General features: G+C 73.2%; 3 protein-coding genes. All 3 read right to left on the reverse strand.

Annotated elements, in window-relative coordinates:
• Positions 1-1,878 (reverse strand): phenylalanine--tRNA ligase subunit beta (gene pheT / locus SACHA_RS0112400; protein WP_019810140.1); only part of this gene is annotated, 1,878 nt, incomplete at its 3' end.
• A 114-nt stretch (positions 1,879-1,992) separates the two neighbouring features.
• On the reverse strand, positions 1,993-3,060 hold the full coding sequence (gene pheS, locus SACHA_RS0112405; RefSeq protein ID WP_019810142.1) for a phenylalanine--tRNA ligase subunit alpha: 1,068 nt from the start codon (positions 3,058-3,060) through the stop codon (positions 1,993-1,995).
• 113 nt (positions 3,061-3,173) lie between these two features.
• Positions 3,174-3,595, reverse strand: a 422-nt coding sequence (locus SACHA_RS21870) for a TrmH family RNA methyltransferase (RefSeq protein WP_019810144.1), incomplete at its 5' end; no start/stop codon positions are given.

Consider the following 3,595-nt stretch of genomic DNA (forward strand, 5'->3'; position numbering starts at 1 on the left):
GTCGTCCGGGCGCCTTGCAACGCTCGGGTCCGGCGCGGCGGCCTGCCCCTCGCGCGGGCGCACGACCTGGCCGACGTGGTACAGCGCCACGTCCCGGAACCCGCGGGAGAGGTTGCGGTGCAGCGTCTCGAACAGGCCGGGCAGCAGCGACGTCGCGAGCTGGTGCCGCTCGGCCTCCAGCGGGTTCAGCACACTCGCCGCGTTCCGGCGCTCGTCGTCGGTGGGCAGGCCGAGGTCGTCCCACGTCGACGGGGCGACGAACGGGAACGGGAGCACCTCGACGTAGCCGGCCTCGGCCAGCATGCGGGACACCGCACGCCTGCGGCGCTGGGCCCGGGTCAGTCCCCGCCCGGCGGGAGCGGACGGCAGCACGGAGGGGATGTGTTCGTAGCCCTCCAGCCGCAGCACCTCCTCCACCAGGTCGGCGGACTGGGCGAGATCACCGCGCCAGCTCGGCGGCACCGCACTCACCAGCGCGGAGCCGTCCTGGCCGGTCCCCACCGACACCTTGCAGCCGACCTGGGTGAGCCGGCGCACGGTGACGCCGCGGTCGAAGTTCACCCCGGCGACCCGGTCGGGGAGGTTGATCGGCATGGTGATCGGCTCGGCCTGCCCGAAGCCCCCCTCGTCGGTCCGACCGGGCCGGACGCTGCCTTCGCCGTACCGGCGCAGCAGCCGTGCGGCCGTCTCCACGGCGGCCGCACACAGCTCGGGGTCGGTGAACCGCTCGAACCGTTTGGCCGCCTCGGAGAAGAGTTTGTGCCTGCGCGCGGTGCGGCTGATCGAGGCCGGGTCCCAGTGCGCGGCCTCCAGCAGCACGTCGGTGCTGTCGGTGCGGATCTCGGTGCTCGCGCCGCCCATCGTGCCCGCGAGGGAGATCACCCCGGTGTCGTCGGTGATCACGACGTCGTCCGGGTCGAGGCCTCGCTCGGCGTCGTCCAGCGTCACCAGCGTCTCGCCCGGTTCCGCCCGCCGGATCACCAGGTCACCCTTGATCGCGCCGGTGTCGAAGGCGTGCAGCGGGTGGCCGAGTTCCAGCATCACGTAGTTCGTGACGTCCACCGCCAGCGAGATCGGCCGCATCCCGGCGAGCAGCAGGCGGCGCTGGATCCACCACGGGGTGGGCGCGCCCGCGTCGAGACCGGTCACGCGGCGCAGCACGAACCGGCGGCACCCCGCGGGGTCGTCGATGCGCACCGGCCAGGCGTCGCCCTCGGCACCGGGCAGCTCCACCTGTGCCGGGTCACCGAACGGCACGTCGAACGCACCCGCCAGTTCCCGCGCGAGGCCCCGCACCGACAGGGCGTACCCGCGGTCCGGGGTCGGGGCCAGATCCAGCACCGTGTCGCCCAGATCGAGCACGTCCCGGGCGTCGTCGCCGGGGTCGGCGGTCCCCGGGGGCAGCACGAGGATGCCGCTGTGGTCCTCCCCCAGGCCCAGTTCCCGGGCCGAGCAGATCATGCCCTCGCTGACGCGGCCGTAGGTCTTGCGGGAGGCGATGGTGAAGTCACCGGGCAGCACCGCGCCCGGCAGGGCCACCACCACCAGGTCGCCCTCGGCGAAGTTGGTGGCACCGCAGACGACGCCGTTCGTCGGCGGCCGCGTGGGGTCCGGGACCGCGTCCCCCGGGCCGGACCCGGCGTCGGAGTCCGCGTCACCGCCCACGTCGACCCGGCAGTACCGGATCGGCTTCTTGAACCCGGTCAGCTCCTCGACCTCGACGACCCGACCGATCACCAACGGACCGGTGACGTCGCCGACCGGCCGGACGTCCTCGACCTCGATACCCAGGCGGACGAACGCGGCGGCGAGTTCCTGCGCCGTGACCTCGGCGCCGACATCCAGATGCTCGGTGAGCCAACTGACGGGGACCCGCATCGTTCACGCCTCCGTTTCCTGTGGGACACCCTCCCCTACTGCGGCACCCGAGGATGCCGCAGCGGGGGCCCAACCCGGTCGGCGCGCACAATGGCATAACCGATCGTCCATCGTTCACGCCTCCGTTCCGAAGGGGAAGGTGAAGCGCACGTCCCCCTCCACCATGTCGCGCATGTCCGGGATGCCGTTGCGGAACTGCAGGGTGCGCTCCAGGCCCATGCCGAACGCGAATCCGGAGTAGACCTCCGGGTCGACCCCGCAGGCGCGCAGCACGTTCGGGTTGACCATGCCGCAACCGCCCCACTCGACCCAGCCGGGCCCGCCCTTCTTCTCCGGGAACCACACGTCCACCTCGGCGGACGGCTCGGTGAACGGGAAGAAGTGCGGCCGGAACCGGGTGCCCGACTCCTCCCCGAACATGGCCCGGGCGAAGGCGTCCAGCGTGCCGCGCAGGTGCGCCATCGTCAGGCCCTTGTCCACCGCCAGGCCCTCGACCTGGTGGAAGACCGGGGTGTGGGTGGAGTCCAGCTCGTCGGTGCGGAACGTGCGCCCCGGGCACACCACGTACACCGGCAGATCACGATGCAGCAGCGCCCGCGCCTGCACCGGCGAGGTGTGCGTGCGCAGCACCAGGTTGGAGTCCTCGGGGGCGACGTAGAAGGTGTCGGCCGTGGCCCGCGCCGGGTGGTCCTTGCCGAAGTTCAACGCGTCGAAGTTGAACCACTCGGCCTCCAGTTCGGGGCCCTCGGCGATCTCGTAGCCCATGGCGACGAAGACGTCCGCGGCACGCTCGGCGACCGTGGTGATCGGGTGCCGGGCGCCGCGCGGCACGTGGCCCCACGGCAACGTCACGTCGACGGCCTCCTCGCGCAGGACCCGCTCGTCGCGTTCCGCCCGCAGGACCGCACGGCGCTCGTCGAAGGCCGACTGGATCTCCTGCCGCGCCTCGTTCACGCGCTTGCCCGCGTCCGCCTTCTCCGCCTTGGGCAGCGCACCGATCGCGCGGCGGGCCAGCGCCAACGGCGACTGGTCGCCGAGATGCGCGGGCTTGGCCGCGGCCAGCGCGTCCAGGTCCGTCGCGGCGGCGAACGCCTCCCTGGCCTCGTCGACGGCGGCCCGCACCGTCTCCGGCGCGAGCGTGTCGGCCGACTCCGGCCCCTGCTTCTCCACGGCTTCGGACATAACTCCTCGAACGTCCGCTTCACGGTTGGCGGCTGCACGCGAGCGTGAGCGCACGTCAGCGATCCCCCGGAGATTCTATGCGAGCCCGGGGCCCGCACGCCGGTCACCCTCGGTCAGGGGGAGTGTCGCAGCACGCGGGCGTAGAGGCACACCGCGGCGGCGGTGGCGAGGTTGAGGCTCTCCGCCCGGCCGTGCAGCGGTACCCGCACGGCGGTGTCCGCCGCCGCGAGCACCTCGTCGGGCAGCCCGTGGGCCTCGTTGCCGAACAGCCAGGCCGTCGGGGACTCCAGATCGTCCGCTGTGGTCAGATCGGACGCGGCATGGCCGTGCGCGGCGACCGTCCGCAGACCCGCACGGGAGCAGGCGGCCAGCGCCGCGGCGGGATCGCGTTCGACGGCGACGGGGAGGTGGAACAGGCTTCCGGTGGAGGCACGCACGCACTTGCCGTTGTGGACGTCGACCCCGTCCCCGGTGAGCAGGACCGCGTCGGCGCCCGCCGCGTCCGCCACGCGCACCACCGTGCCCGCGTTGCCCG

This window comes from Saccharomonospora halophila 8, assembly GCF_000383775.1.
Taxonomy (GTDB): domain Bacteria; phylum Actinomycetota; class Actinomycetes; order Mycobacteriales; family Pseudonocardiaceae; genus Saccharomonospora; species Saccharomonospora halophila.